Genomic DNA, 23,281 nt, shown 5'->3' with positions numbered 1-23,281 from the left:
TTTTTTTTACTAAAGCAGCCTCTGCCTTTTCTCGATTAATTATTTCACTTCTTTATATTGGTTGATTTCTGTGCTTTCTCTCAATCTCCTCAACCCTGGAACAAATTTCATGACATGTTCACTTTTATTGTGTTGATTAATAACCTCTTCATTCTCCCATTCTTCGATCGTTGTAAGGATGGAAGGATCATTGATATCTTCATGAAGTGTATACATAATGCATCCTTTTTCTTTTCTGGTTTCTGTCACAACTTTTCTAGCAAGAATTAAATATTCTTCAACATTTACCCCTGGTTTAAGTTTTGCCTTACAAACTACTCTAATCATTTTATTACTCCTTTTCCTTTGTTAATGATCAATATAAAAAAACTAGACCTTCATTAGTATTATAAGTAAATCTCGTCCACTTTCTGATTAACCATATAGCGATACATATGTATCACTATATGATTATATTAAGTATAAAAAATGTTTAATTACCATGTCAATATATTGGTTTTTAATATTATTAACCCTAACATATTAACCAAACTGTACTTCATATCTTTTAAATGGAATAAAACCCATGTACAAAGGGGTGATAACTGTGGTTGTAAAGTACAAGGGGAATTGGATACCGACAAAAACGGTAGAAGAAATGGCCAACACCCAATACGATGTTCTCATCGTCGGTTCAGGGCCTGGAGGAGGAGCCATTCTCAATCGTTTGTGTGAACTTTGGAAAAACCAAGGGGCAAAAAAGATTGGTATTATTGAGAAAGGGGATAAATTATTTCATTCACACTCACTTAACATTTCTACTCAAAACGCTAATACCGCTCGAGATGTTCTTCTTCCTGACAATTCCACTCCTCTCGGAGAGAGATTACCGCAATTTTCAGGAGCTACAATGATATACGCACTTGGAGGCAGGTCATTGTTTTGGAATGCGGCTACTCCAAGACCGATTCAATCTGAACTAAATAATTGGCCGATTCATCGCCAGGAACTCAATGTCTATTACGGCATGGCTGAGAAATTATTGCATGTCACAAGGGATTTTGCTAAGGGCTCATCCATGCAAAATATCCTATTAAAGCGGCTTCATTCACACGGTATTCTCGAAGCAGATGATATGCCTCTTGCCTTTGATATGACACCATCCCGGCAAGGTGAGGTCCATTCGAATCCTTGGTATAGTTCCATCAATGCTCTGGCCGGTGCCCAGTTTGACCGTCCTTTTGACCTCGCTGTTAACGCTTATGCCTCCCGAATTCATACAGGAAATGGGAGAGTTTCTGGTGTCGAGGTATTTACTGCAGACAAGAAAACCCATACGATTCGAGCAAAAAATGTAGTGGTTTCTGCAAGCACATTAGAAACACCTCGCTTGCTACTTAACTCTGGTATTCAAGGCCCTGTCATCGGGCGGTATTTAACAGGTAATGTATCCATTATTGCTATAGGGATGATTAGTCGAAGACAGTTCTCTGATAAGCTTGGCAACTTATCTATTTTGAAATTTGAAACAAAAGAGGACCCATATCAAATTCAGATTCTTGGGCCAAATCAATATTTTTCATACCAGCAATTTGAGGATAAAGCATTAAGAGATCAGCTTATGGTTGTCTTCGCCTCCTTTGGAAGAGTTGAACCCCGGGCCGAGAATCGAGTGTATATCGATCCATCTGCAAAAGATGAATTCGGTGTACCATTACAGCAAGTTCAATACTCTTTAAGTAACAAGGATCGGCAAACAGCCCACCAGGTAGCGGAAGGACTTAGACAGTCAGCTGCTGCAATGGGCGTTACGCTTGATGAGTCTACACTCTCACTCCGTCCGCCAGGAGCCGATATGCATGAGGCTAGCACATGCAGAATGGGTGATGATCCCGCGACATCTGCCACAAACCGACATGGCCAAGTACATGGTGTGCGAGGATTATTTGTTGCTGATAATAGCGTCCTTCCCACTCTAACAGCAGCTGGTCCAACGATATCAAATACTGCCTTAGCTATAAGACTAGCAGATCATATTGTAAGACAGTCTGGCTAACACTTTGGAACAGAACAGAAAAGGGATGGACCATCTTAGGTCTCATCCCTTTTTACATACTTGTTTTATATCTCTCGAAATTTAGTTAATCTATTCAATCAATAAAATCTCTAAAATAATAATTACCTAGTAACTTTATATAACTAAATACCTTTTAAATTTCGTTGTTAATTTATATGTGTCTAATTCGTGAACAAATAAACACAAATCCTTAAGATTGGTAATTATATTCCAGCAAATACTTTATATTAATAATTGATTCTGCTATTATTAAATCAAGGTTATTAATAATAACCAAGAAACAAATTGAGGTGTTTATATATGGATACAGAAAATAAATTATGCAGCAAAGTTGAAGAATGCTATCATATAGTAGGAAAAAAATGGGTGGGACTTGTTATTCACACATTAATGGAGGAACCTAAAAGATTTAGTGAAATCCATTCCTTTATTCCAGACTTAAGTAAAAGAGTATTAAATGAACGCATGAAAGAGCTCGAGGAAAATGGGATTGTGTTAAGAAATGTCATTGCAGACCGTCCGGTACGGACCGAATATTCTTTAACCAAAAAAGGGACAGAACTTGGACGATCGCTCAAATCTCTAGAAGAATGGGCAGAAAAATGGTTGTAAATTAAAAAACCTCTCTAATTAATGGAGAGGTTTTTAACTGTATATTATATTAATCACCATAGCTCTGAATTAAATTCGCGATATGAGCATAAGCCCCTCCTGCAAGCAATGCGGAAGTAACCATTACGGCTTCTGCAAGCTCTTCATTTGTACATCCAAGCTTCACGGCATTTTTCGTATGGACATCTATACAATATGGGCATTGCGTAGCATGAGCAACAGCCACAGCAATAATCTCTTTAAACTTTCCACCCAACTTGCCGTCCTTCATTGCTGTTCTACTAAACATTGAGTAACCTTTAAAGCCTTCTGGGGCAAATTTATTTAGTTGACCTAGTTTTTTTAGATTTGAGCGTCTATACAGTGAATCATCTGCATCGGAATCCATCGCATTATGTATATGAGTACTATGAGTGACAACTCCACCGGCTTCTACTCCCGCTACTACAAAGACCGCTTCTACTAGTTCTTCTAGTGACGCTCCTTCTGCTTTTGCACGACGTGTATGTGAATCAATGCAATAAGGGCATTCCGTTACATGGGCAATTGCAACCGCTATAATTTCCTTTTCTTTTTTACTAAGGGCTCCTTCAGTCATAACTGCTGTATTAAATTCCGAGAAAGCTTGCAGCTGTTCTGGCGCTAATTCTTGAAGTTTACTAAGATTCTTCAAATTTCCTTTTTCATATAAATTGTTTGTCACTGTAAACACCTTTCTTTCTAATTAAAATAAGGAGCATGATTCCCATGCTCCTTATTTTTATCAAATTTTACTTATTTCATTATGATTAAACTGCTACCGTCCATAATTTTCTTTGCTGTTTCTATTACTGTTTCTATTACTTTTTCTATTTACTGTTAAAAACCCTCTATCTGTATAGGTTGTCCTGTCCGTGCAGATTGATAAATAGCTAAAATAATTTTTAGTGGTTTTAATCCTTCTTCACCATTCACAAGCGGTTCTCTATCTTCCTGAATGGCATTAATCATATCGATAAACTGTAAACGATGTGAGGCACCATCAAGTGCTGCAGGGTTAATAGACGCATGGTCTTGGTCTGCCCCATGATGATGTTGAATATTAGCTAAGTTGATAGCTTCACTTTCATTATTTGGATTTCGTAGATAATGCTTCAGTAATTGATCATTCTCAATCACTGCTGTACCATTTGTTCCGATAATCTCTAAGCGGGCTGACAGGCCTGGATAAGCAGCTGTAGTTCCAACAATGGTTCCTAACCCGCCATTTTTAAATTTCACCGTGGCAACAGCCACATCCTCCACTTCAATTCCTTCATAAGCTAATATGGCGGTATGTGCGTATACACTTTCGACCTCTCCCATGAAATACTGAAATAAATCGATGGTATGAATGGCCTGATTGATTAATACGCCGCCTCCATCCATTTTTATTGTTCCCCGCCATTTACTAGTATCATAGTAGCTTTGAGGCCGGTACCAATTCACAGAGGCTTGGCCAAGGACCATTTTTCCAAATCGTCCTGAATCAATATCATCTTTAATCTTCACAGCTGAAGCATCAAAGCGATGTTGTGAAATAACACTTAATTTAACTTGTTGTTCACGGCATACATCAATCATTTGCTGAGCTTTCTCAAGGGAAATATCCATTGGCTTTTCAACAATTACATGCTTTCCTGCCCGAGCAGCCTCTATCGCCATGTCAGCATGAGTGCCGCTTGGAGTAATAATCGATACAATATCAATATCTTTTCTCTTTAGCAATTCATGATAATCGGTATACCAATCTGCACCGGCCTTATCCGCAAGTGATTTTGCTTTTTCTTCCTTACGGGAGTACACAGCAACCACTTTTGCTCCTTCAATCGCTGAAATTTGCTCATAATGCGTGGTACTAATAAGCCCAGTTCCGACAATAGCAAACCCGAATTCCCTCTTCATCCTGACCGTTCTCCCCTCATAAGAAAAAAATTTCACATTCTCTTTTTATATTAACACTACCTATTTTATTTTAACCACATCATGATACACCTGTATCGTATTACGATTAATTTCAGTATAATAACTTTCAATGTTTTCGTCAATTATTCTTTCCTAATTATTTGCTATAATTAATAATAATCTTTGATGTCTGTGTGAATTTTCTCAGCTAAAAATAATGGAATAGGTATAAGGAGAAGGAGGATTTTTCTTGAGCAATAATCAAGACCAAAATAAAACATCTAGTATCCAAGTAATATCGCGTGCAGCTAAAATACTGAGATTGCTTAGAGAGCATCCAAAAGGATTAAGTCTTTCACAGATAGCGAAAGAAGTAGACCTAGCTAGGTCTACCGTCCAAAGAATTGTAGCTGCACTCGAGCAGGAAAACCTGGTTACAACAGCTTCTGCTAATGGGGGCTTCCGCCTTGGTCCTGAGATTGCAAGGCTTGCTGGCGCTGTACATAGTGATTTAAGAGAAGAAATTAGACCATTTTTAATCCAGCTTTCTACTATAGTGAACGAAACTGTCGACCTATCAGTATTAGATAACGGAAAAGTGCTCTTTGTTGATCAAATTATTGCGCCACATCCATTACAAGCAACTTCACAGCCTGGTGCTTCTTTTCCATTGCATTGCACAGCAAATGGAAAAGCTATTCTCGCTTCACTGCCTTTAACTGAAGTTGAAAACCTGCTGCCGAAAGAGCTAAAATGGTATACGGATAAAACTATTACGAATCGGGATGAACTGTTAAAGGAATTAGAAACGGTCCGAAGCGAAGGGGTTGCTTTTTCAAGGGAAGAGCATATCGAAGGAATATGTGCAGCCGGGGCGGTCGTAGTAGATCGATTGGGCAATCGGAGTGCAGTCTCCATTCCGCTCCCATCTACACGTTTTTATGGGAATGAAGAAAAGCTGATTAGTGCTCTTCTCAAAACATGTCAAAATATTAATCGACACTTCGAGTAAGAGAGAAAAAGAAAGGCGCTGGGATATCCAAGCGCCTTTCTTTTGGTTTACTTCATTATTATACTGCTACTGGTGATAGTTTCTTTGCAGCTTCTTTTACTTTTTCTAATCCTTCAGCAATAATCGTTTCAGCTTGAGCTGGCATTGCAGCATGACCTTCAATAATAACTTCGTCAATGATTTCCATACCGAATACGCCGCCAACTACGTTTTTAATATAAGTTGCAGACATTTCCATTGGTGCTGCTTCCGGAGTTGAATAAACGCCGCCGCGTGCACTTAGGATAATCGCTTTTTTGTGTGTCATTAATTGTACTGCTTGACCATTTTCATCGTATTTAAATGTAAAACCAGCTTGGTATACATAATCAATGAATGTTTGTAATGGTGCTGGGATGGTTAAGTTCCATAATGGGAATGCGAATACAACTAAATCAGCTGCTGTAAGAGCATCCATTGCTTTTTGTTTTGCAGCAAGAAGACGTTTTTCTAGATCCGTCATTTCTTCACCTGATTCAACTTTACCGAAAGCGTTAAATAATTCTTGGCCAAAGTAAGGCATATCTTCAGCGAAAACATCGAAAGTTGTTACATTGACACCTTTTAAGTTCTCCATAAAAGTTTCATATATTTTACTTGATACAGCCTCTGAAGCGGGACGATTGTTTGCTTTAACTACTAAAACATTCATTTATATAATTCTCCTTTTTATCTTTGATTTTATTATTTTTAAATCATATATCTCGAATTAATAATATATTAATCTAGTATTCTTGTCAATCAAACACTCTTAGTAGATATTTCCTTGGGTAGATACTAAACATAAATTTGAAATGGTTGCTCGATACTCTAGCCGAATATAAAAAAGCCGATTCCTCCTTCCATTAGTAAGGAATAAGAGTCGACTTTTTTAACAAATTATCTCAACTTAATAGGGTTAAGATTATATTGGATAGACTGTTTTATGCAACTATCACCAATTGATTTTCCTGAGGTTGAAAGTATATTTGTGAATTAGAGGAGTAATACCAAGTCTTTTCTTTTTCCTTTGCTTCAAATATATTTAACTCATCCTGAAAATCTAGAACTGTAGACGCCGTTTCTTCATCAACAGATAAGGAGATTAGCCAACGATCGTCTTGCTTTTCAAAACGGTAATTAGTAGTTTTTTACAGCAATCGGCTGCCAATAGAGTGACGAATCATTAACATTAAAATCCACCTCCAGGTACATAAAAAGAAACTATCTTGATTTCCCTGAATCGTAATTTCATGAATGTCTGTAATCCGTGCCGCATCCTTGGATTGTAAAATAGAATCCTAATTAATAAAAAATTCTCCTTCAATAGTAAAGATGTAAATCTTTCTGCTTCTTATTACCGTCTAACTGTAAATATAGGGTTAAATCTTGATGAATTCCGGCCACCCCTTCGTAGGCAGTATGGGAGATTACAGGTAATAAGTTATTTTCTAATTGTTCAACATCACATGAGATATCTTCATAGGATGGTGTTAACTTTTTTTCATTTGGTGAAAACCATAGCTGTAAAAACCGGACTTCTTCATCATTGGAAGCATCTATAAATTTATGCACTCTTTATCTTATCTATTTTTTTTATAAACCCAACTAAACCTCTTATCGTAAACAAAGTAAAATTTACACTTGCAAACGTATGAAAGGGTGTCCATTTTTTCCATTTGAATAACCTAGAATTCTTTTCAAAGTACCATTGACCGATACTCATAGGAACACTAAAAAGTAAACTTTTCAAAAGTATTTTTCCTAATTGATCGTTATAAGAAATTTTCACCCAGATGACACTTAAAAGCGGAAAAAAAAGCATGTCATAAATAATATTTGTTTTGAAAATTTTAGGAAAAGGGCGAACAGGATATTCAAGTTTTTTGGTACCAACCACATAAGCATCAATCAGAGTTGCAATTACTCCTTTTGAGAAGAAAATAACAAGATTTTCTCGCATTTTTGGCCCTTTAAATAAAAATGGCAAGGAAACCAAACATAAAGCAGTAAGTAGATTCATCAGTTTTTTTTCCATAAAAAACATCCTTCCAAAAAACATCTTATCGATTAGCACTTTCTATCTCTTAACTATTCCCGTTCTTGTTCTTCACCTATTCTGCAACAGTAACAGTACCTTTTGCCTGATGCTTAACGGCAGATTGAACAGCAGAAAAGTCTTATTCTACAACCTCTAAAGTAATATCAATATTCCCTCTTGTTGCTTTTGAGTAGGGACAGAATTCGTGTGCCTTTTGTACAAGATCTTCTAATTTTCCTTTTTCAATCCCATGTCCTTTCACTTGTAACGTTACAGCAATTTTAAATCCTTGATCTTCTTCATCTTTTAAGAAACTTACATTTGCCGTTACTTCAGAATCAAATTTGACACGCTCTCGCCTCGCTATGTTTTGTAAAGCCCCATCAAAACAAGCAGAGTAACCACAAGCAAACAATTGTTCAGGATTTGTGGCATTTGGTAATTCTTTTGCTCTTGGTGTCCCTGGCATGGCTAAGTCCATTTTAATATTACCCTCAGCCGATTCCACTCTTCCATGTCTACCCCCAACAGCTGTTGCAGAGGACGTAAATAAAGGTTCCTGTTTAGTCATCGTTCTTCTCCTTTATTGTAAAAAATTTATAAAAGTAAACAAAGTTTCAAACATAATTTCCTACCTATTATTTCTTTGGGTTGTCATTAATATTCTTTAGATTTTTAATGTTTTTTTATGTAATTAAAAAACTAATCGAATGGCTTCGATTAGCTTTTATAATGATAAAGATTTTATTGATTCGCTTTTTTTACCCATTCTGCAACTGTTACTGTACGCTTCGCTTGATGTTTTACAGCAGCTTGAACATCCTCAATCATTTTACCGTCCTGACCAACTGTAACACTTGTTCCATAAGGGTTACCGCCAGCTCCGAATGTTACTGGATCAGTATAACCAGGAGCAGCAACGATTGCACCCCAATGATACATGGATGTATAAAGTGATAAAATAGTTGCCTCTTGACCGCCGTGAGGGTTTTGTGCGGAAGTCATTGCACTTACAACTTTATTCATTAGCTTTCCATTAAACCAGAGACCGCCAGTTGTATCTAGGAATTGTTTCATTTGTGCTGGCATGTTACCAAATCGAGTAGGCACACTGAAAATAATCGCATCTGCCCATTCTAGGTCATCCAATTTAACCTCAGGGACATCTTTTGTTGCATCTACATGTGCTTTCCAAACGGGATTCCCTTCGATAGCTGATTGTGGAGCAAGCTCAGGTACTTTTAATACTTTTACTTCAGCACCAGCTTCCTTTGCACCTTCTTCTGCCCATTTTGATAATTGATAGTTTGTTCCACCCATGCTGTAATAGATCACCGCTAATTTTACATTTGTCACTTTTTCTTCCTCCTTTTCAGTTGTATTTCCAAATAATCTAGACAAGAAACCCATTTGTAACACCTCCTATTATTTCTTTCCTCTAAAATCTTCATTCACTACTATTAAGCGGCTTTTTTTAACTCATTTGAATCTTTATGAAAAATCAACTGACTAACTGATAATAGCTTGCTTCCATTGATTACAAGGTAAACTGCTATTGCTAAAAAAGCTAAATCTAACTCATATCCTGCCATTTGACCGTTCCCTAATAAACCAATTGCAAGTTTAACTTTAACTGTTGCTCCGATCATTAATAATGCAAACAAAGCCGATACTAGTCTTGTTGCAAATCCAATGATTAATAGGATACCCCCAATAATTTCAAGTAATGCAACTCCATAAGCTGTAACTCCTGGTAAGCCAAGACTTTCAAACCAGCCTGCTGTATTTTCAATTCCACCTTGAAACTTCACAACTCCATGGATAAAAAATATTGCTCCTAATGTAATTCGTAATATAAGTGCTCCAATTTCATTTTTTAACATTTTCTATTTCCCCTTTAAGTTATATTATTTCGTCATAAAATACTTGGATGTTGAAATCTTAGAAGTGATCACATAGTGATTTAATTAGGTCGCTCTATTTCAAAAATCTCACCGACTTTTGCGTAATTATTCCCAGCCAATCGGCTCACTGCTGCTAATCCCCTAGGATCAATTCTTCCTTTTTCATATATGTCATTTTCAATATGAAACTGAACAATTCTCCCTATAAAAAGGTCACACCCTGGTGAATCCACACCGCCTAATTCAAGAGAATGCTCCAAAGTACATTCCATTCGAATTTTGGCTTCTTTTACACCAGGGGCAGAAACTTTTACACTTTCAACTGGCGTTAGTTGAGCAAGTTCTATTTCACTTTGGTGAGGAGGTAGACTTGCCGCTGTTTGATTGATCTTTTCAACATTTTGTTCATCTACGATGTGAATCACAAATTCCTTTGAATCGATAATATTTCTCGCTGTATCCTTTCGCTGCCCCTCTCTTCGCTGAATCGATAAAGAAATCATCGGAGGATTTGAGGAAACAATATTAAAATAACTAAAAGGTGCGCCATTTATAATTCCATCCTTCGAAAGGGTGGTAACAAACGCTATCGGTCTTGGAATAATACTGCCGATTAGAAATTTATAATTTTCTCTTTCAGACAATGAAGCTGGATCAATTGATAGCAAAGAAATCATTCCTTTTCGTAAAATCAATCTAATTCTCTTACTTGAAATGGCAGCAACCCGCGTTCAATTTGTTCTCTATGTGTTTCATACTGTGCAGGCAGCATTAATTTTTCTCCCATTGTCGCTACGGATTCATCATGGGCAAAGCCTGGAGGATCTGTTGCAATTTCAAATAAGATTTCACCGTGTTCTCTAAAATAAATGGCATTAAAGTAATTTCGATCCTGTACTGGAGTGACACCATAACCATTGGCTGCTACATACTTTTGCCATTCCAATTGATCCTGGTCATCACTAGCACGCCAAGCAATGTGGTGTACGGTTCCCACACCCATTCGTCCACGTCCAATTGATGTTAATTTTAGGTCAATGACATTTCCGATTTCTGCTGAAGAACGATAACGGGCGAAATCTCCTTCTTTACCTACAAATTCAAGCCCCATAACTTTTTCTAGCAAATCCCCCGTTTTATTAGGCTGAGTTGAAAAAAGGGTAGCTCCGCCAAATCCTTTGATGGCAACATCTGGTGTTACCCCGCTAAAGTTCCAAGTATTAACTTCGCCTTCATCTCTTTCAACAATTTCAAGGTGAAGACCATGTGGATCATCGAATTGTAAATATTCCTCGCCGAATCGTTCCACTTTTGAAAAAGGCACTTTGAACTTTTCTAATCTATTCTCCCAAAATCCCATGGCACCTTTAGGAACAACATATGAGGTAACTCCTACTTGACCACCACCGATTGTTCCCGGGCGGGCTCCAGCCCAAGGGAAGAATGTGATGATAGTTCCAGGTCTTCCACCCTCATCTCCGAAATAGAGATGATACGTGCCAGGGTCATCAAAGTTTACCGTTTGTTTTACTAAGCGTAACCCTAAAACACCCGCATAAAAATCAACATTCTCTTGTGGATGGCCTACAATAGCAGTGATATGATGAATGCCCATTGTTTTCTTACTCACTTGAAACACTCCTTTTAAATTATGATGTCTATTAATTGTTTATTTTATTGATGATACCTATTAATCGAGATTCTTTAATTCGAGATAATTTAGAATAAAAATGCATCCAAAGCATATTGCCCAGGCCCAATTAATGCTAACCCAATTACCACTGCTAATATTGTCAGGTTATGTTCGTATCCATTTTGTGTTGCCCAATAGCCATTGGGAGCATGAACCTTAACAATTGCCATTATCATTGTAGCAGCGATCATAATTTCTGCAAGGGGAGTAAGAAGTCCTAATGTAAACAATAATCCACCAATTAATTCTGCTAATCCTGCCAAGAGAGCCATCATCACACCTGGTTTCAATCCGAGGGATTCCATCCAGCCTCCCGTACCCTTCAAGCCATAGCCACCAAACCAGCCAAATAATTTTTGTGTACCGTGAGCCATGAATGACAAACCAATCACTAACCTAATAATTAATAATCCAATACTTATCATTATATATATCCTCCTGTTTTCTAATTATCTCGATTTCGAGATACTAAGTAAAAAAATATACGATTACACTCTATTACTAACCTTTTTTAAAGAATTGACCAACAACTGTGATTCATCATCTGTTAAATCCCCAAAAAAGGAATCAACCATTTCTTGATACTTCGGCATGATGTTTTCCATCATTTCCATTCCTTCTGCCGTTAATGTTATATGAATAACCCGCCTGTCTTCTCTACAGTCATTTCTTTTTATGACTCCTTTTTGTTCAAGTTTATCTATAACATACGTCATCGATCCGCTAGTGATCAAGATTCTATTTCCAATCTGCTGAATGGTTTGTTTTCCTTGGTAGAAAAGTACCTCTAAAACAGAAAACTCTGTAATGCTAAGTTTATTTTTGGACATTTCATCTCTTATTCGTTCCTGAATGGCTTTTGAGGTTTGCATTAACAGCAAAAATGGCTGGTTTGTACATTTCCTTTCCATGTTTACACCTCCTGATTAAATATCCTTAAACAATATATTTTGAATTCGAGATATTGTCAATACCTGTTTATAATATAGGTCGTACCATTTTTGCTCTATTGAGCTTCTTCAATATAGCTATGGTCTTCATCAAGTTGGAATATCCGCATATTACGCGGCAAAAAGCTACGTATCTCTTCTTCATTAAACCCAACCTGCAATCTTTTTTCATCAAGGATTAAGGGTCTCCTTAATAGCCCAGGATTTTGTTCAATAATTTTATACAATTCGCGAAGTGATAGAGAATCAATATTAATATTTAGCTTCTGATAAGCTTTTGACTTAGTTGAGATAATTTCATCGGTACCATCTTCTGTAAAGTGAAGGATATTCTTAATCTCATCCAATGTAAGCTTTTCAGAAAGGATATTTCTTTCTTTGTAAGGAATATGATATTCATCAAACCAAGCTTTCGCTTTTCGGCATGAAGTACAACTAGGCGTAATATATAAAGTTACCATTATTAACCCTCCCTTTATGTTTTAGTCAGTTCGACTGATTTTAAATAAATTTCCCATTTACCTCAAAGTTATTTATCTTCAATTATAATATCTCGAATTAGAGATAATTTTATTATATATCATCCTCTCCATAAGTCAACTGCAAATGATCAAATTACAATAAATTCCCTTTATGAATGTTTTTCCTTGTTGATCCGTTGATCTTTAAAACAAAATCGGTGTTTTAAAAAATAGTCGTGAGCATTTCCAACAAAATCTCACGCAACTTTAATTGATTTATTTATTCATGTTTACTATAATGTATTTAGGTTACTAAAAGTATACATGTTACTTTTTATATAATACTATTTTAGAAATGAGGTATGGAAAATGAATATGTTAGAATCAAAAGTAATTCAAACTAGATTTGAAAAAGAAATATTTATAGAAGAAAAATCAAATATTAACATTAAGGAATTTCATTTACTTGATAAGAACGCTCCTTTTTATGAATTTATGATTGGACTCGATCTAATTCGGATTAGGGATAATGAGTATTATGGAAATAAAACAAGTTACGTTATTATAAGAGTTTCAGAGGATTTACAATCTCTTTTTGTATTAGAGTCTGATCTCCAAAGTATATTTGCCATTAAAAACAAACAAGAAATAGAAGCAGCGATAGAATTAATTCATTATCTATTGGTTGATTCACAAACTTTTAAGCAAGTTGTCTCAGATATGATAAGTACCATAAAAAGAGAAAATCTTATTAATGGATTTGAAGTCAAGGAAGCTAACGCTAAGCTGGCTGTGCTAGAAAGATTATTAAACGTTAGTAATGAAGACTTAAAATTCATGATTAGAATGGAAAATATAGCTTAATATTAATAAAAGGAGAAAAGCCACTTTTAAATGGCTTTTCTCCTTTTTTAATTGAAATAGTTCTTCCTGCATAAAAAAAGCACCCCTATCTAAGACCGGTGCGGTTTTGAATTATAACTTTCGAATTCACAGCTAAAATCACTGAGAAAATGGTATATGAATTAACAAACGACAAAGTGCCCTGCCACACTGAATGGAATGTCTTCCTTTTCACGACACTCCAAACAAAGCTGATGCTCTGTTTGTTTAGAAGGTGTTGGGAGGGAGTTGGAGACGATCGATCTCATTAAATGTGTAAAAATGGACAAGTTTGTTACCTTTTTTCAACTCTTCCATCCGCATGGCGTGCGAATCTTCCTGATTCACGCTTATTTACAGGATCAGGACGGTCCCACGGCCAGCCTCCAAATTGTGTAGCTTGATAATCCTTAAATGCATCGCGAATTTCCTGCTCAGTATTCATTACAAACGGTCTATAGGATACGACAGGTTCTTGTATCGGCTCACCCTCTAGGAGCAGCATATAACTATCGGATGATCCATTAGTAATCGTGATTTCCTGATCACCGGCAAGCTTTACACGGTGGTACGTTTCAATCGCTTTTTCGTCTATATTTAGTTTATCTCCTTGATAATAGTAAATATTTCTCATCATTGTCGCTGAAACTGACGGCAGGGTGAATACTGCATCCGGCTCCATATGGATAACGTAAATACCCACATGATGATTTTTATCGTTTGCCCAAGAAGCAGAGTTTGGTTCTAAACTAGACTTGCCCTTCATACTTCCGGCAACTAGTCTTACGGTCGTTTTCTGTCCATTAGCAGCAGCCAATTGTACTTCCGGTATATCTTCTGCCCATAACATTTTATACTCAGGATCAGCAAATTTATTTTTTGCAGCTAGATTCAGCCAAATCTGAAAGAATTCAAGTGGATTGCCTTTGTCCTGGTGGACGAGAGGAAACATTTCAGTATGCTGTGCGCCCTTTCCTGCTGTCATCCACTGAACATCTCCATTCCCAAATCGTCCTACGGACCCATATGAATCAAAATGATCAATAAGACCTTCAAGAACGACGGTTACCGTTTCAAAGCCTCTGTGGGGATGTACAGGAAATCCCGGAACCGTTTTGCCATGATACATTCTAAAACCATCACGAAGCGTAAAATCCTCGCCAAGATTTCTGCCTTCCAATGAAACGTTTGGACCCTGCTGGTCATTTCCTGAAGGATACGCATCTTTATGATGTACGGTCATAAGGAACGGATCATCTGTCTTCCACGGAAATCCTAATTTTTGAATTTTCATGATTTTGCTATTCATTTCTACCTCTCTCCTTTAAAAGTCATCATGTTGTGGTTGAATAAGTTTACTATTTTTCCTTTAGCTCTGTTATAAATGAATGTTGATTTCACTGTGTTTGAAAAATAAACGGTAAAATTCCGGCTAAATTGGGAAATACACATATTTCCTTAAAAATAAGGGAAGTTTTTCTGTTTATATTAGCCAAATCTTTAGATTTTGTCTTATTTAAAGCAGTTAATCGGAATATCTCCGCTTATATCTGCTTCTTAAGCTTCCTCTATATACATTAGCAGGAAATTCTCCGCCTATAAGTTCTCATACCTACACTAAAATCAACAATTGATAATAACACAGCCTTTCCTTTTATTCTTTGCTGAATTCCTTTGTGCTTCTTACTGTATCAATGGGGCGAACTAATTTTTCGATTTCTTCACGTTTAGGCTCTAAGAATGGGGGTAAGGATAATTTTTCCCCCAGCGTTTCATATGGCTCATCTCCCATAAAGCCAGGACCATCTGTAGCGAACTCAAATAAAATTTGCGGTGCAACCCTTACGTACAATGACTCAAAAAAGTGACGATTTACATAGCCGGATGTATGGAATCCAAAGCCATTCATTCGTTCAATCCATTCTTCTAAAACAGTACGATTCTCTACACGTAATGCCGCATGGTGAACCGTACCAAAACCTTGCTGGGCTTCAGGAAGAACCGCATTATATTCTACAATGACCGAGGCACCATTCCCGCCTTCTCCCACTTCAAATAAGTGGAATGAACCTGCTTTATCTGTCTCTTTAAATAGTAAAACTTTTTCCATCATTTCTTTAAAGTAATCAAAATTTGCTATTCGAACAAAAACAGGTCCTAAACCAGTAATGGCATATTCTAATGGAATTGGACCTTTCTGCCAAGGTGTACCGGATTCCACCCCTTTGTTGAATTCATCTGAAATCAATTGATATTGTTGATCATCAAAATCAACGAAAGAGAGTGTTTTCTTGCCAAATTGTTCTTTGATTCCAGTATGTTTGACTTCTAAACGATCAAAACGTTTTGCCCAATAGTCTAACGCAGCATCACTTGGTACACGGAACGATGTCTTTGAAATCTCATTTGTACCATGTACGCCTTTTGGAATGCCGGGGAAGTCAAAGAATGTCATGTCTGTGCCTGCGCTGCCTTTATCATCGGCAAAGAATAAATGATAGGTTTGAATATCATCTTGATTGACTGTTTTTTTTACTAAACGCATACCTAAAACATAAGTGAAAAATTCATAGTTCTTTTCTGCACTGCTTGTAATAGCTGTTACATGGTGTATTCCTTTTAAATGGTTCATGATATACTCCTCCAAGTTTTAATTTAAGTTTAATGGTCGTAATTTTTCTTCGATCTCTTTTCGATTGGGTTCCAAAAATGATGGAAGTGATAGTTTTTCTCCCATTGTTTCCATTGGTTCATCTGTCGCAAATCCCGGGGTATCCGTAGATAATTCAAATAAGATGCCATTGGGTTCTCTGAAATATAATGCCTTGAAGTAATACCGTTCCACTTTCCCAGAATTCGGCATCCCGTGTTCTTGCAAACGCTCTGCCCATTGGTTATATTCTTCCTCATTCGGAACACGGAAGGCAACATGGTGAACACCACCACGACCTAAGCGGGCTCTTGGCAAGTCAGGTCTTGTTTCAATATGAACTTCCGCACCGCTGCCGCCTTCTCCAGTTGCATAAATCAATATATCTGGATAATCTCCTCCAAGTGAAGGATAAGAACCGCCAAAGCGAAAACCCATCACTTCTGTTAAAACACCGATAGTTGGTTCTGCAATTGCCACTGTTAGTGTTACAGGTCCTAAACCAATAATGGCATGTTCCACTGGAATGTCATCCCTTTGCCAGGGAACTCCTGCTCTAACACCTTTTTCGTCATTATCGGCTACTAGGATTAAACGTGTCCCCTCGAAATCTCTAAAAGCCAAGGTATCACGATTTGCTCTTTTTTGAATCTCATCATGTTCAACCCCAGATTGTTTAAATCGTTCTTTCCAAAATAACAATGAATCCGAGTTTCTAACCCTTAGTGATACAGTAGAAATATCTGAAGTTCCCCTGTATGTTTGCCCAAGATGAGGAATGTCAAAGAACGTGACTTCAGTTCCTGGGGTTCCTTCAGCGTCAGCATAGAAAAGATGATAAGATTCTGTATTATCCTGGTTTACAGTTTTCTTCACCAATCTCATTCCTAAAATTTTTGTATAAAATTCATAATTTTTTTCCGCTTTCCCTGATAAAATGGATACATGATGTAGTCCTAAAAGTTTCATATACTAATCACTCCTGTCATTATATTAATTTAATTCTTTTGTTCGAAATTAAAGATCGCCTGGAATAGTAAAAGTGCCATAAAAGACCGGATATTTTAGAATAAAAATGAATCTAAAGCATATTGACCAGGACCGATTAGAGCTATACCAATAGCAACAGAAAGCAAAGTTAAGTTGTATTCATAACCATTTGCTGTTGACCATAATCCGTTAGGAGCATGAACTTTCACAATCGCCATTGCCATAGTCCCTGCAATTATTATTCCTGCGAGTGGGGTTAATAGTCCTAAAGCAAACAAAAGTCCCCCAATAAGTTCTGCTAACCCTGCGAAAAGAGCCATAGTTACTCCTGGTATTATCCCAATGGATTCAAACCATCCACCAGTTCCTTTCAATCCATAGCCACCGAACCATCCAAACAATTTTTGAGCACCGTGACCCACAAATAGTAAACCAATTACCAAACGAATGATTAATAAACCAATGTTTATCATCCTTAAATCCTCCTAAGTATTATTTATCTCGAATTCGAGATATTATATTAAAAAAAATGAAAGTTTAAACAGAATTCCGTAATACCAAGCTTGTTCTTTGCATTTTCTTCACATATTTGATTATGAATTACTTTCGATGTTTACATTAATAGTAGAAAGGCCAGATTATTGCATTTCCCCTCCATTATTTTTACCTCCCTAAAAAATATTGAATTATATTATCTCGAATTAAATTATCTTTAATACGAGATAATAATAATACTTAAAAACTCTTTTGTCAATAACCTTTTATTTTATTGAACTAAAATGACCTTATATATAGTACCAGGGCGTAGTATTCAACACATTAATGACGTTAAATATTACCCCCAATATCTTGAGTAGTAATGCCCATTAACCTATGAATTCGCATATAACACTTTAAAATCCTGTCGTATCAACCAAAAAGCAGTTCAATTTGCGAATTGGACTGCTTTTTGGTGTGATATTTAATGTTTGGTATTCGATATCCGCACGAGTTAATCAAATTTATTTACTAATAGATATTCGCTTTTGTAATTCTTCTCTTTCCTCTTCATATCCTGGCTTACCAAGGAGTGCAAACATGTTTTTCTTATATGCTTCTACACCTGGCTGGTCAAAAGGATTAACTCCCATTAATAAGCCGCTGATTCCACACGCTTTCTCAAAGAAATAAACCATTTCACCGAAGGTATACTCATTTAATTGGTCCAGCTCGACAGATAGGTTTGGAACTCCTCCATCTACATGAGCTAAAACCGTTCCTTGAGCAGCATTCTTATTCACATAGTCCATTGTTTTCCCAGCTAGATAATTTAATCCATCCAGGTCTGCATCTTCTTTCCCAAGAGTGATGTCTAATTTTGGCTCTTTTATAGATACAACTGTCTCTATCAGGTCACGGCGTCCTTCTTGGACATATTGTCCCATCGAATGAAGATCTGTAGTGAAATCGACAGAAGCAGGATAGAGACCTTTTTGATCTTTACCTTCACTTTCACCAAATAACTGTTTCCACCATTCCGATACATAATGAAGGGAAGGCTCAAAGTTTACCAATAGTTCAATTGATTTTCCTTTACGATAAAGAGCATTTCTAACTGCCGCGTACTGATAACTTTGGTTTTCTGCCAGGTTTGGGTTACTATACTTATCAGCAGCTGCTGCGGCGCCTGCCATCATGTTATCAATATCTAACCCAGCAGTTGCAATTGGTAATAATCCTACTGCGGTTAAGACAGAGTACCTGCCTCCAACATCATCAGGAATAACAAAAGTTTCATATCCTTCTTCATCAGCAAGTGTTTTTAATGCTCCCTTAGCACGGTCCGTTGTGGCATAAATACGTTTCTTCGCTTCTTCTTTTCCATACTTTTTCTCTAAATAGTCACGGAAAATACGGAATGCAATGGCAGGCTCTGTTGTTGTACCTGACTTTGAAATCACATTGACTGAAATATCCTTGTCTTTTAACACATCAAATAAATGCGAGATATATGTAGCACTGATATTTTGCCCAGCAAAATAAATTTCTGTTTTGTCATCCAATTGGTTATGAAATGTATGAGATAGAGCTTCAATGGCAGCTCTAGCGCCAAGATAAGAGCCACCAATACCGATTACGATTAATGCATCTGAATTACTCCGAATTCTTTCAGAAGCCGCCTTAATTCTTGAAAACTCTTCTTTATCATAGTTATGTGGTAAATCGACCCATCCAAGATAGTCGGATCCGGGACCTTTTTTCTCGTGAAGCATGTCATGCGCAGTTTTCACAAATTCACTTAAATAATCCACTTCATGCTGCTGCATGAAAGATAAAGCATTAGAATAATCCAAAGTAATAGCCATTACGTTCTCCTCTTCCCTAGTTAAATAATGTGAAAGGGCGTTATTTCCTATCCCGGCAAAGATAAGAGATAACGCCCTTTAGTTTTTAGTAAGTTTTAGACTGTTTTCCAGTCAGCTGCAAATTTTTCAAGTCCTTGGTCTGTTAACGGATGCTTTGATAATTGCTCAATGACCTTAAATGGAATCGTTGCAATATGAGCTCCAGCCAACGCCACACGGGTAACATGATCAGGATGACGAACAGATGCTGCAATGATTTGTGAATCTAGATTTTGAACACGGAACATCTGAGCAATTTTTGCTACAAGTTCTACACCATCTTCATTAATATCATCCAAACGTCCTAAGAATGGCGAAACATAAGTAGCTCCTGCACGTGCAGCAAGCAATGCCTGATTGACACTAAATATCAAGGTAACATTGGTTTTAACACCTTTTTTAGTTAAATAGCGGCAAGTCTCTAGTCCATCAAGTGTCATTGGAACTTTGATGGTAATATTCTTATCACCACCGTTAATTTTAATAAGCTCGTCTGCTTCCGCAATCATTTGCTCAGCCGTTAAAGCATTTGGCGTTACTTCGGCAGAAACTGACTCAACCTCTGGAACGGCATTTAAGATTTCTGCAATACGATCTTCGAATTTCACGCCTTCTTTAGCAACCAATGAAGGGTTAGTTGTAACACCTGATAATACGCCAATTTTATAAGCCTTTTTAATTTCCTCTAGGTTTGCAGTATCGATAAAAAATTTCATAATCTTTTTCCTCCAATTTTTAATAAATAATATTTTTAGTTCTTTTCGACAGCATGTCCACCAAATTCATTCCGTAAAGCCGCTACAACTTTACCTGTAAAGGTGTCATCCTCTAGAGAACGATAACGCATTAATAATGACATTGCAATGACTGGTGTTGCTGTTTTGAGGTCTAATGCTGCCTCTACAGTCCATTTTCCTTCACCAGAGGAATGCATAATCCCTTTAATTTCTTCCAAATCTGGATATTTTGAAAAAGCATTTTCAGTCAATTCCATCAGCCATGAACGAATAACGGAACCATTATTCCAAACTCTTGCAACCTTTTCGTAATCAAAATCAAATTCACTTTTTTCCAGTACTTCAAAGCCTTCTCCAATTGCAGCCATCATGGCATATTCGATTCCATTATGAACCATCTTTAAGAAATGCCCGCTGCCTGCTTTACCGGCATATAAGAAGCCATTTTCAACAGCTGTATCCTTGAAAAGAGGTTGTACTGCTTCCCATGCTTCTGGATCACCGCCAATCATATAACAAGCACCATTCCGAGCCCCTTCCATACCGCCTGAAGTACCCGCATCCATAAAGCTCACACCGATTTCCTTTAACTCATTATAGCGTTGAATCGATTCCTTATAGTGAGAATTACCTGCTTCAACAACAATATCTCCTTGTTCCAAAAACGGTAAAATTTCACCGATAACGGAATCAACCACTGCATGTGGGACCATAATCCATATAATTCTTGGATGATCCAAAGACTGGATGAGTTCTTTATAACTGGAAACACCAGTTGCTCCAAATTGCTTCATATTTTCGACTGCACTCGGATTCACATCAAATGCTACCACTTCGTGATGATGATCCAATAAATTTTGTCCTAAATTTAATCCCATTTTTCCTAAACCAATAAGTCCTACCTTCATTATGTTCTCCTCCAATGGTGTAAATAATTTGTTTTATCTTCTTCTACTTAGAATGATTTAAGACACTTCTCGCCATACGCACTACATTATCAGTAGTAAATCCAAATTCCTTCATGACTGCAGCTCCATCACCTGAAGCACCAAATGTTTCAATGGACAAGATTTTCCCTTCAAATCCAACAAACCGTTCCCATCCAAGTGAAATCCCCATTTCAATGGCTACACGTTTAGATTGAGAAGAAGGGAGTATCGTTTCTTTATATTCTTCTGATTGCTGACTAAACAATTCCCAACTTGGCATAGAAACGATACGGACCGATATATTTTCTTTTTCAAGTTCAGTCTTTGCATTCACAGCCAAGGACACTTCGGAACCAGTAGCCATTAAAATGACATCTGGATTTGAATTTGTCTCTTCCAGTACATAAGCTCCTTTAGATAGGTTCTCTAGATTTGCTTTTGTTTCATTAAACACCGGTAGGTTTTGGCGGCTTAGGATCAACGCAACTGGACCTTCTGTTTGCTGAAGAGCATACGCCCAAGCACTTGCCGTTTCATTTGCATCCGTTGGTCTTATCACCGTTAGTCCAGGTATTGTACGAAGTGCTGCAAGATGCTCAACAGGTTCATGGGTAGGACCATCCTCACCTACTGCAATGGAATCATGTGTAAACACATAAATAACTGGAAGTTTAGATAATGCAGCAAGACGGATCGATGGTCTTAGGTAATCATTAAAAACAAAGAATGTACTTACAAAAGGTTTCACACCTCCGTGATAGGCCATACCATTAGCAGCTGCTCCCATTGCGTGTTCGCGGACACCAAAGTAAACATTACGTGCACCGTATGATTCTACCGCGTACATTTGTTCACCTTTAATTTCTGTCATTGTAGAATGGGAAAGGTCTGCACTTCCGCCAAAGATTGCTGGCACAGATTTCACATAATGGTTGATTGCATCTCCGCTAGCAACCCTTGTTGATACAGCTTTCCCTGTATCAAAGGTCAATATATCTTTTGTATCAATCAGTACTTTTCCATCGATAGCATTTGTTAATTGATGAGCTAATTCCGGGTATGCTTGCTTATAGGATTCAAAAAAGCTCATCCAGCTTTGCTCAGCGTCAATTCCTTTATTCTTTAGTTGTGCAAAGTGTGCTTTTACTTCCTCTGGAACGTAGAAATCTTCTTCATAAAGCCAGTTATAGGCTTGTTTTGTCGCTTTTCCTTCTTCCGCTCCAAGTGGCGCACCATGTGCTTTATTGGTTCCTGCTACCTTTGGGCTGCCATATCCAATTATCGTTCTGATTTCAATCAAACTTGGCTGGTCTGTTTTTTGTTTGGCTGCTTCGATTGCATGAGAGATCGCTTCCAGGTCATTTCCATCTTCTACTCTCAAATAGTGCCAGTTTGCTGATTCTGCTCTTTTCTCAATATTTTCAGAGAAAGAAGCATTTAATTCTCCATCCAGTGAGATATCATTTGAATCATATAAAACAACTAGCTTCCCAAGTTTCATATGCCCTGCCATTGACATGGCCTCATAGGAAATACCTTCCATTAAGTCGCCATCACCGACTAACGCGTAGGTGTAGTGATCAATTACCGAGTGTCCTTCTTTATTGAACTTGGCTGCTAAATGAGCTTCTGCCATCGCCATTCCAACAGCATTCCCAATTCCTTGCCCTAATGGACCTGTAGTTGCCTCTACACCAGCTGTATGACCGAATTCAGGATGCCCTGGTGTTTTGCTATTTAGCTTTCGAAAATTTTTCAAATCATCAATGGTGACATTATAGCCAGCTAAATGGAGCATGCTATACAGCAAACTTGATCCATGTCCCGCAGATAAAACAAATCTGTCGCGGTTAAACCATTTTGGGTTTTCGGGATTATGATTCAGATATTTCGCCCATAATGCATATGTCATGGGTGCTGCCCCCATCGGGAGACCAGGATGACCTGAGTTTGCCGCATTAATAGCATCAATGGATAATGTTCGAATAGTAGAAACTGATAGATTTTCAATGTTTTGTGACATCTTTGTTATTTCCTCC

26 protein-coding genes are annotated in these 23,281 nt (G+C 37.3%); 4 read left to right on the top strand and 22 right to left on the bottom strand.

The features are described 5' to 3' along the window. Positions 1 to 39 precede the first annotated feature (39 nt). Positions 40 to 327, bottom strand: a complete 288-nt coding sequence (locus tag CHI06_RS19740) for a putative quinol monooxygenase (protein ID WP_095250326.1) — start codon at positions 325 to 327, stop codon at positions 40 to 42. A 259-nt stretch (positions 328 to 586) separates the two neighbouring features. On the opposite strand from CHI06_RS19740, the gene CHI06_RS19735 reads away from it, so the two are divergent. Together CHI06_RS19735 and CHI06_RS19730 are read left to right on the top strand one after the other, a co-directional pair. Beyond that, a complete protein-coding gene (locus CHI06_RS19735; RefSeq protein WP_257009376.1) occupies positions 587 to 2,035 on the top strand; it encodes a GMC oxidoreductase in 1,449 nt (482 codons plus the stop codon). 321 nt (positions 2,036 to 2,356) lie between these two features. Continuing rightward, the gene (locus CHI06_RS19730; RefSeq protein ID WP_095250324.1) at positions 2,357 to 2,668 is read left to right on the top strand and encodes a winged helix-turn-helix transcriptional regulator; all 312 of its coding nucleotides are present in this window, start codon (positions 2,357 to 2,359) and stop codon (positions 2,666 to 2,668) included. A 49-nt stretch (positions 2,669 to 2,717) separates the two neighbouring features. Here the strand turns inward: CHI06_RS19730 and CHI06_RS19725 are convergent, their stop codons facing one another. Continuing rightward, complete coding sequence (locus CHI06_RS19725) at positions 2,718 to 3,371, bottom strand: carboxymuconolactone decarboxylase family protein (protein ID WP_095250323.1); 654 nt, start codon at positions 3,369 to 3,371, stop codon at positions 2,718 to 2,720. Positions 3,372 to 3,526: 155 nt separating this feature from the next. Next, the gene (locus CHI06_RS19720; RefSeq protein ID WP_095250322.1) at positions 3,527 to 4,591 is read right to left on the bottom strand and encodes a Gfo/Idh/MocA family protein; all 1,065 of its coding nucleotides are present in this window, start codon (positions 4,589 to 4,591) and stop codon (positions 3,527 to 3,529) included. A 250-nt stretch (positions 4,592 to 4,841) separates the two neighbouring features. On the opposite strand from CHI06_RS19720, the gene CHI06_RS19715 reads away from it, so the two are divergent. Further along, on the top strand, positions 4,842 to 5,603 hold the full coding sequence (locus tag CHI06_RS19715) for an IclR family transcriptional regulator (protein ID WP_095250321.1): 762 nt from the start codon (positions 4,842 to 4,844) through the stop codon (positions 5,601 to 5,603). A 58-nt stretch (positions 5,604 to 5,661) separates the two neighbouring features. Here CHI06_RS19715 and CHI06_RS19710 read toward each other — a convergent pair whose 3' ends face one another. From CHI06_RS19710 to spxA, 11 genes are all read right to left on the bottom strand, one after another. Further along, complete coding sequence (locus tag CHI06_RS19710) at positions 5,662 to 6,294, bottom strand: FMN-dependent NADH-azoreductase (RefSeq protein ID WP_095250320.1); 633 nt, start codon at positions 6,292 to 6,294, stop codon at positions 5,662 to 5,664. 650 nt (positions 6,295 to 6,944) lie between these two features. Beyond that, a complete protein-coding gene (locus CHI06_RS19705; RefSeq protein ID WP_095250319.1) occupies positions 6,945 to 7,196 on the bottom strand; it encodes a hypothetical protein in 252 nt (83 codons plus the stop codon). Beyond that, positions 7,189 to 7,659 (bottom strand): CBO0543 family protein, encoded by a 471-nt coding sequence (locus tag CHI06_RS19700; protein ID WP_095250318.1) that lies wholly within the window; start codon positions 7,657 to 7,659, stop codon positions 7,189 to 7,191. Before CHI06_RS19700 ends, CHI06_RS19705 begins: the two co-directional genes overlap by 8 nt. A 142-nt stretch (positions 7,660 to 7,801) precedes the next feature. Continuing rightward, positions 7,802 to 8,233 (bottom strand): organic hydroperoxide resistance protein, encoded by a 432-nt coding sequence (locus CHI06_RS19695; RefSeq protein WP_095250317.1) that lies wholly within the window; start codon positions 8,231 to 8,233, stop codon positions 7,802 to 7,804. Between the two features lie 173 nt (positions 8,234 to 8,406). Then, complete coding sequence (wrbA, locus tag CHI06_RS19690; protein WP_095250316.1) at positions 8,407 to 9,072, bottom strand: NAD(P)H:quinone oxidoreductase; 666 nt, start codon at positions 9,070 to 9,072, stop codon at positions 8,407 to 8,409. Between the two features lie 50 nt (positions 9,073 to 9,122). Continuing rightward, positions 9,123 to 9,545 carry a DoxX family protein gene (locus CHI06_RS19685; protein WP_095250315.1) on the bottom strand — a complete coding sequence of 141 codons (423 nt, stop codon included), beginning with the start codon at positions 9,543 to 9,545 and terminating at the stop codon, positions 9,123 to 9,125. 80 nt (positions 9,546 to 9,625) lie between these two features. Next, the gene (locus CHI06_RS19680) at positions 9,626 to 10,234 is read right to left on the bottom strand and encodes a flavin reductase family protein (protein WP_095250344.1); all 609 of its coding nucleotides are present in this window, start codon (positions 10,232 to 10,234) and stop codon (positions 9,626 to 9,628) included. 23 nt (positions 10,235 to 10,257) lie between these two features. Next, positions 10,258 to 11,196, bottom strand: coding sequence for a ring-cleaving dioxygenase (locus CHI06_RS19675; RefSeq protein ID WP_095250314.1), 939 nt, complete (start codon positions 11,194 to 11,196; stop codon positions 10,258 to 10,260). An 89-nt stretch (positions 11,197 to 11,285) separates the two neighbouring features. Then, the gene (locus CHI06_RS19670; protein ID WP_095250313.1) at positions 11,286 to 11,684 is read right to left on the bottom strand and encodes a DoxX family protein; all 399 of its coding nucleotides are present in this window, start codon (positions 11,682 to 11,684) and stop codon (positions 11,286 to 11,288) included. A gap of 63 nt (positions 11,685 to 11,747) precedes the next feature. Then, entirely contained in the window at positions 11,748 to 12,170 is a 423-nt protein-coding gene (locus CHI06_RS19665) for a MarR family winged helix-turn-helix transcriptional regulator (protein WP_095250312.1), read from the bottom strand. Between the two features lie 95 nt (positions 12,171 to 12,265). Next, positions 12,266 to 12,670 (bottom strand): transcriptional regulator SpxA, encoded by a 405-nt coding sequence (gene spxA, locus CHI06_RS19660; RefSeq protein WP_095250311.1) that lies wholly within the window; start codon positions 12,668 to 12,670, stop codon positions 12,266 to 12,268. Positions 12,671 to 13,039: 369 nt separating this feature from the next. Between spxA and CHI06_RS19655 the strand changes: the two genes are divergently transcribed. Then, positions 13,040 to 13,534, top strand: coding sequence for a hypothetical protein (locus CHI06_RS19655; RefSeq protein WP_095250310.1), 495 nt, complete (start codon positions 13,040 to 13,042; stop codon positions 13,532 to 13,534). 313 nt (positions 13,535 to 13,847) lie between these two features. Here the strand turns inward: CHI06_RS19655 and CHI06_RS19650 are convergent, their stop codons facing one another. From CHI06_RS19650 to tkt, 8 genes are all read right to left on the bottom strand, one after another. Further along, the gene (locus CHI06_RS19650) at positions 13,848 to 14,861 is read right to left on the bottom strand and encodes a pirin family protein (RefSeq protein ID WP_095250309.1); all 1,014 of its coding nucleotides are present in this window, start codon (positions 14,859 to 14,861) and stop codon (positions 13,848 to 13,850) included. Positions 14,862 to 15,206: 345 nt separating this feature from the next. After that, entirely contained in the window at positions 15,207 to 16,184 is a 978-nt protein-coding gene (locus CHI06_RS19645) for a ring-cleaving dioxygenase (protein ID WP_095250308.1), read from the bottom strand. Positions 16,185 to 16,202: 18 nt separating this feature from the next. Continuing rightward, on the bottom strand, positions 16,203 to 17,171 hold the full coding sequence (locus CHI06_RS19640) for a ring-cleaving dioxygenase (protein ID WP_095250307.1): 969 nt from the start codon (positions 17,169 to 17,171) through the stop codon (positions 16,203 to 16,205). A 95-nt stretch (positions 17,172 to 17,266) separates the two neighbouring features. After that, on the bottom strand, positions 17,267 to 17,665 hold the full coding sequence (locus CHI06_RS19635) for a DoxX family protein (RefSeq protein ID WP_095250306.1): 399 nt from the start codon (positions 17,663 to 17,665) through the stop codon (positions 17,267 to 17,269). A gap of 528 nt (positions 17,666 to 18,193) precedes the next feature. After that, on the bottom strand, positions 18,194 to 19,537 hold the full coding sequence (locus CHI06_RS19630) for a glucose-6-phosphate isomerase (protein WP_095250305.1): 1,344 nt from the start codon (positions 19,535 to 19,537) through the stop codon (positions 18,194 to 18,196). 95 nt (positions 19,538 to 19,632) lie between these two features. Beyond that, a complete protein-coding gene (gene fsa, locus CHI06_RS19625; RefSeq protein WP_045517207.1) occupies positions 19,633 to 20,292 on the bottom strand; it encodes a fructose-6-phosphate aldolase in 660 nt (219 codons plus the stop codon). Between the two features lie 35 nt (positions 20,293 to 20,327). Next, positions 20,328 to 21,221, bottom strand: a complete 894-nt coding sequence (gene gnd, locus CHI06_RS19620; protein WP_095250304.1) for a phosphogluconate dehydrogenase (NAD(+)-dependent, decarboxylating) — start codon at positions 21,219 to 21,221, stop codon at positions 20,328 to 20,330. Between the two features lie 43 nt (positions 21,222 to 21,264). Then, positions 21,265 to 23,265 (bottom strand): transketolase, encoded by a 2,001-nt coding sequence (gene tkt, locus CHI06_RS19615; protein ID WP_095250303.1) that lies wholly within the window; start codon positions 23,263 to 23,265, stop codon positions 21,265 to 21,267. Between the last annotated feature and the right edge of the window lie 16 nt (positions 23,266 to 23,281).

It is taken from the genome of Bacillus sp. 7884-1, assembly GCF_002272245.1.
GTDB lineage: Bacteria > Bacillota > Bacilli > Bacillales > Cytobacillaceae > Neobacillus.
The sequence above is the reverse complement of the archived record's forward strand: the minus strand, read 5'-3'. Positions and strand labels throughout refer to the sequence as shown.